Genomic DNA, 4,496 nt, shown 5'->3' with positions numbered 1-4,496 from the left:
CGCGGCCGCGTCCAGCCCCCTGCGCCGCACGGTCCTCACGGGCCCGGCCCCCCCGGCCCCGCCCCGCCCGTCCCGGCCAGGGCGTGGGCGCGGTAGGCGGCCACCACGGCCGCGGCGGGACCGTCGGCGACCACCCGCCCGGCGTCGATCCACAGCGCCCGCTCGGCGGCGGCGGCCAGCTCCAGGTGGTGGGTGGCGACGACGAGCTGGGCCGGCTGGGCCAGCAGCAGCGCCGCCACCCGCGCGCCGTGGCGCAGGTCCAGCAGGGTGGTCGGCTCGTCGCACACCAGCACCGCCGGCCCGGTGGCCAGCACCGCCGTCAGCGCCAGCAGCTGCCGCTGCCCGGAGGAGAGGGTGCGCACGCTGACGTCGGCGTGGTCCTGCAGGCCGTGCTCGGCCAGCAGCTGCAGCGCCCGCGCCCGCCGCTGCCGCGCCGGCACCCCCGCCCGGCGCAGCGACAGCTCCACGTCCTCGGCGGGGGTGGGCATGACCAGCTGCGCGTCGGGGTCGGTGAAGACGAACCCCACCTGCCGGCGCACCCGGTCCAGGTGGCGCTCCACGTGCACCCCGTCCACGCTCACGGCGCCGGCCGAGGGCAGGACCAGGCCGTTGAGCAGGCGCACGAACGTGGACTTGCCCGAGCCGTTGGCGCCCACGACGGCGATGCGGCGCTCGGCCAGCTCCAGGTCCAGCTCGTGCAGCACGGTGCGCTCGCCGGCGGCCACCCGCACCCCCTCCAGGCGGATCACCGCCGGTGCGCGCCCACCAGCTGGGGGAAGGCGCGCCGGGCGGGGGCGGCCACCAGCACCGCCACGACCACCTTGACCAGGTCGCCGGGCACGTAGAGGGCGACCGAGGCCGCGGCGGCGGCCGCGCCGAGGCCGGCGTTGACGCAGATGCCGGCCACCCCGCCGGCGTAGACCACGCCGATGCCGCCCAGCAGGCACCCGGCGCCCAGCGCCACGACGTCGCCGCGCCCGCCGCGCCCCAGCCGCGCCAGCGCCCCGACGACGAGCGCGGCCAGGGGGTAGGAGAGCAGGAAGCCCGCCGAGGGGGCCGCCAGCACCCCCAGGCCACCGGCGCCGCCGGCGAAGACGGGCAGGCCCGCCAGGCCCAGCACGAGGTAGGTGGCGGCCGCGGCGGCACCGCGCCAGGGCCCCAGCACCGCACCGCACAGCATGATCCCCAGCGTCTGCAGGGTGATGGGCACCCCCACCGGGCCCACGGGCACGGCCGGGGCCAGCGCCAGGGCGCAGACCAGGGCGGCGAAGACGGCCACCAGCGCCACGTCGGTGGAGCGGCTGCGGGGCCGGCGCAGCGCCCCCGGGGTCTGCTGCGCGGACGCGGAGCGGCGCAGCGCACCGGAGCGCGGGGATGGGGTCATGGCCCGGCAACCTAGCGGAGCGCGCCCGCGCCCGGCCCCACCCCGGCCCCACCCCGGCCGCCCGCGCACCGCGGGCGGCGGGGCGGGGGGCGCGCAGCGCCTACCATGGGGAAACGTGATGCCCTCGTGATCCCCGGCCCCTCATGATCGTCGCCTCGGACGTCGAGCTGCGCGCCGGTGCCCGCCTGCTCATGGAGCACGTGACCTTCCGCGTCGCGCCCGGTGACCGCATCGGCCTGGTGGGCCGCAACGGCGCCGGCAAGACCACCCTGACGAAGGTGCTCGCCGGGGAGGCGGCGCCGGCGTCGGGGTCGGTGACGCGCGCGGGCGAGATCGGCTACCTGCCCCAGGACCCGCGCGCGGGGGACCCGGAGATGCTGGCCAAGGACCGCATCCTGTCCGCGCGCGCGCTGGACGACATCATCCGCAAGCTGCGCCGCGCGGAGGAGGAGATGGCCTCCGACGACGAGCGGGTGCGGGAGCGGGCGATGGACCGCTACGCCAAGCTCGACGCCCGCTTCGTCGCCTCCGGCGGCTACACCGCCGAGAGCGAGGCCGGGCGCATCTGCGCCAACCTCAACCTGCCCGAGCGGGTGCTGGAGCAGCCCCTCAAGACGCTCTCGGGCGGGCAGCGCCGGCGCGTGGAGCTGGCGCGGATCCTGTTCTCCACCGCCGAGACGCTGCTGCTGGACGAGCCCACCAACCACCTCGACGCCGACTCCATCGTGTGGCTGCGCGAGTACCTGCGCGGCTACGCCGGCGGCCTGGTCGTCATCAGCCACGACGTGGACCTGCTCGACGCGGTGATCAACCGCGTCCTCTACCTCGACGCCAACCGCTCGGCCGTCGACATCTACAACGTCGGCTGGAAGGCCTACCTCAAGCAGCGCGAGACCGACGAGAAGCGCCGCCAGCGCGAGCGGGCCAACGCGGAGAAGAAGGCCGCCACGCTCATGGCGCAGGCGGACAAGATGCGCGCCAAGGCCACCAAGGCCGTCGCGGCGCAGAACATGGCCCGGCGCGCGGAGAAGCTGGTGGGTTCCCTGGAGCAGGTGCGGGCGGTGGACCGGGTCGCCAAGCTGCGCTTCCCCAAGCCCTCCCCGTGCGGGCGGACACCGCTGACGGCCAGCGGGCTGTCGAAGTCCTACGGCTCCCTGGAGATCTTCACCGGTGTGGACCTGGCCATCGACCGCGGCAGCCGCGTCGTCGTCCTGGGCCTCAACGGCGCCGGCAAGACGACGCTGCTGCGGATGCTGGGCGGGGTGGAGCGCCCGGACTCCGGGGAGGTCGTGCCCGGCCACGGCCTGAAGATCGGCTACTACGCGCAGGAGCACGAGACGCTGGACACCTCCCGCACCGTGCTGGAGAACATGCGCAGCGCCGCCCCGGACCTCGACGACACCGAGGTGCGCAAGGTGCTGGGCTCGTTCCTGTTCTCCGGCGACGACGTGGACAAGCCGGCCGGGGTGCTCTCCGGCGGGGAGAAGACCCGCCTGGCCCTGGCCACCCTGGTGGTCTCGGCGGCCAACGTGCTGCTGCTGGACGAGCCCACCAACAACCTCGACCCCGCCAGCCGCGAGGAGATCCTGGGGGCGCTGTCCGGGTACGAGGGGGCCGTGGTGCTGGTCACCCACGACGAGGGCGCGGTGGAGGCCCTGGGCCCCGAGCGGGTCGTGCTGCTGCCCGACGGGGTGGAGGACCTCTGGAACGCCTCCTACGCCGAGCTCGTCGCCCTGGCCTGACCCCGCCGCCACCCGCCCCGCGGCGCCCGAGCGCCCGCCCCGCTGCGCCCGAGTGGCCGAGCGGGGCGGCGACGGTGACCATGGTGGGGGAGCGCGGACGAGGCGAAGGAGGAACTTCGTGACCGAGACGGTGAAGAAGGGCTCGCGGCTGACGGGTGTCGAACGGGAGACGCTCGCCGCCGAGCTCTCCCGCGGGTACGCCGAGGGCAAGAGCATCAGGGCGCTGGCGGAGGAGACGGGCCGCTCCTACGGGTTCGTGCACCGCATCCTCAGCGAGAGCGAGGTCTCCCTGCGCAGCCGCGGGGGCGCCACCCGGGGGCGCGCGCGCCCGTGAGCCGTGGCGGCCCGTCCCAGCGGCGGGACGGGCCGCGCGGTCCGGGTCCCGTCCGGGTCCGGCGCGGGCCCGCGCTCACAGCGAGCGGCTCAGGCCGCCGTCGACCGGCAGCGCGCACCCCGTGACGTAGGAGGCCGCCGGGGACAGCAGGAACACCGCCACCCGGGCCAGTTCGTCGGGAAAACCGCTGCGGCGCAGCGGGACGTCGGCCAGGTGCGCCGACTCGGGGCCCTCCTCGCCGGTGGGGTCGGTCTGCACGCGGCCGGCGAGCACGGCGTTGACCCGCACCCCGCGCGGGCCCAGCTCCTCGGCCATCGCCTTGGCCGTGTGCACCAGCCCGGCGTGCAGCCCGTTGCGGGTGCCGCCCTCGGCGCGGGGCTCGCGGGCCGCGGTGCCGGCCACCACCACGATGGAGGAGCCCTCCCCACCGGCCGCCCGGCCCATGGAGCGCACCAGCCGCAGCGGGCCGAGGAAGCCGGCCTCGAAGTCCTGCCGCCACACCCCGTCGGCGGTCGTCAGCACCTGCCCCGGGTCCCCCTCGCCGATGACGACGACACCGCCGTCCAGCCGCCCGAAACGCGCCACCGCCGCCGCCACCAGCCGCGTCTCGGTGCCCGGGTCGCCGATGTCGCCGGGGACGGCGATGACGCGGTCGGTACCGCCCACCTGTACCGCGGCCGCCGCCAGCTCGTCCTCGTCGCGCGCCGTCACCACCAGGCGGGTGTGCTCGTCGCTCAGCAGCCGTGCGCAGGCCAGCCCGAGGCTGCCGGTCGCGCCCGAGACGATGTACACGCGATCGGTCAGTCCCAGGTCCATGGGGTCATTGTTGCGTACAGTGGTCGCTGCGACACGCTGCATGACGGATGTGCTGTGCGACGACGACCGGGCGCCGACAGCGCCACCTGGTGCTCACCCCGTGCGGGAGCGCTCCACCTCGATGTCCTCGGCCTCCTCGTCACGGCTGCGCGCCGAGCGCCTCGGCCGGGGCCAGGGGGTTGATGCGCGTGGGGTCGCCCCCGAGGTCGGCGACGGCCTC

General features: G+C 76.3%; 5 protein-coding genes. 2 read left to right on the top strand and 3 right to left on the bottom strand.

Translation table 11 applies throughout. The annotated features are described in order from the left end of the window. Positions 1-35 precede the first annotated feature (35 nt). On the bottom strand, positions 36-749 hold the full coding sequence (locus ABEB16_RS18950; protein WP_345713768.1) for an energy-coupling factor ABC transporter ATP-binding protein: 714 nt from the start codon (positions 747-749) through the stop codon (positions 36-38). Continuing rightward, complete coding sequence (locus ABEB16_RS18945) at positions 746-1,384, bottom strand: biotin transporter BioY (RefSeq protein ID WP_345713767.1); 639 nt, start codon at positions 1,382-1,384, stop codon at positions 746-748. The genes ABEB16_RS18950 and ABEB16_RS18945 overlap by 4 nt, the downstream gene beginning before the upstream one ends. 143 nt (positions 1,385-1,527) lie before the next feature. Between ABEB16_RS18945 and ABEB16_RS18940 the strand changes: the two genes are divergently transcribed. Both ABEB16_RS18940 and ABEB16_RS18935 read left to right on the top strand, forming a co-directional pair. After that, on the top strand, positions 1,528-3,126 hold the full coding sequence (locus tag ABEB16_RS18940) for an ABC-F family ATP-binding cassette domain-containing protein (protein WP_345713766.1): 1,599 nt from the start codon (positions 1,528-1,530) through the stop codon (positions 3,124-3,126). Positions 3,127-3,244: 118 nt separating this feature from the next. Continuing rightward, positions 3,245-3,460, top strand: coding sequence for a helix-turn-helix domain-containing protein (locus ABEB16_RS18935; RefSeq protein ID WP_345713765.1), 216 nt, complete (start codon positions 3,245-3,247; stop codon positions 3,458-3,460). 75 nt (positions 3,461-3,535) lie between these two features. Here the strand turns inward: ABEB16_RS18935 and ABEB16_RS18930 are convergent, their stop codons facing one another. Further along, a complete protein-coding gene (locus ABEB16_RS18930) occupies positions 3,536-4,276 on the bottom strand; it encodes an SDR family oxidoreductase (RefSeq protein WP_345713764.1) in 741 nt (246 codons plus the stop codon). Positions 4,277-4,496 lie beyond the last annotated feature (220 nt).

The organism is Kineococcus glutinatus (assembly GCF_039542765.1).
Lineage (GTDB): Bacteria > Actinomycetota > Actinomycetes > Actinomycetales > Kineococcaceae > Kineococcus_A > Kineococcus_A glutinatus.
Note: the sequence above shows the minus strand (reverse complement) of the source record. Positions and strands in the feature narration are given on the sequence as shown.